Genomic DNA, 1,240 nt, shown 5'->3' on the forward strand with positions numbered 1-1,240 from the left:
GCGGTCCATCATGCCTCGTGTGCGCGCAGGAAGCGGAAGAACTCCACGCCTTCGCGCAGACGCCGCTTCATCATGTCCCAGCTCGTGAGCATCTCGCGCACGATCTCCCAGATCTTCGACGGCCGGAAATAGAACTGGCGATAGAACTGTTCGAGGTGGTGATAGATCTCGTCGCGCGACAGATGTGAATAGCCGATCGCCGCCAGTTGCACGCCTTCCTTGCTCACCAGGTTGATGGTCTTGTTCTCTTCCATCCAGCCGTTTTCCACGGCCTGCTTGTACAGCGTCGTGCCCGGATAGGGCGCCGCCAGCGACACCTGAATCGTATGCGGATTGATTTCCTTCGCGTACTCGATCGTCTTCTTGATCGTGTCCTGCGTCTCGCCCGGCAGCCCCAGAATGAAGGTGCCGTGCACCTTGATGCCGAGCGTCTTGCAGTCGGCGCTGAAGCGGCGCGCGAAGTCCGTGCGCACGCCCTTCTTGATGTTCACGAGAATCTGGTCATCGCCCGATTCGAAGCCCACGAGCAACAGACGCAGGCCGTTTTCCTTCATGATCTTGAGCGTCTTGTACGGCACGTTCGCCTTCGCGTTGCACGACCACGTCATGCCGAGCTTGCCCAGACCGATGGCGATCGCTTCGGCGCGCGGCAGGTCGTCGGTGAAGGTGTCGTCGTCGAACATGAGCTCCTTGACTTCCGGCATGTTCTCGCGGATCCACTTCGCTTCCTCGAGCACGTTCTCGACCGAGCGCGTGCGGTAGACGTGGCCGCTCACGGTCTGCGGCCACAGGCAGAACGTGCAGCGCGACTTGCAGCCCCGGCCCGTGTAGATCGACACGTACGGGTAGTTCAGGTAGCCGATGAAGTAATTCTCGATCTTCAGGTCGCGCTTGTAGATCGGCGCGACGAACGGCAGCGAGTCCATGTCTTCCAGCACCGGACGCCCCGGGTTGTGCTCGATCGAGCCGTCCTTCGCGCGCCACGAAATGCCCTTGACCTCGGCCAGCGGCATGCCTTCGGCGATTTCCTTGCAGGTGAAGTCGAATTCCTCGCGGCAGACGAAATCGATCGCCTCGCTCGCCGTGAGCGAATTGTGCGGATCGACCTGCACCTTCGCGCCCACCAGACCGATGACGATCGACGGCTTGCGCTTCTTGAGGTCTTCGCAGAAGAGCGCGTCGGTCGGGAACGACGGCGTGCTCGTGTGGATGATGACGAGGTCGTATGCGGCTGCAATCT

The 1,240-nt window shown here is 61.0% G+C and carries 1 protein-coding gene; it reads right to left on the reverse strand.

Annotated elements, in window-relative coordinates:
* Nucleotides 1-8 precede the first annotated feature (8 nt).
* Nucleotides 9-1,240 (reverse strand): hopanoid biosynthesis associated radical SAM protein HpnJ (gene hpnJ / locus AB3X98_RS41960; RefSeq protein ID WP_368607194.1); only part of this gene is annotated, 1,232 nt, incomplete at its 5' end.

Origin of the sequence: Paraburkholderia sp. BR14312 (genome assembly GCF_040948675.1) — a bacterium.
Classification (GTDB): domain Bacteria; phylum Pseudomonadota; class Gammaproteobacteria; order Burkholderiales; family Burkholderiaceae; genus Paraburkholderia; species Paraburkholderia nodosa_A.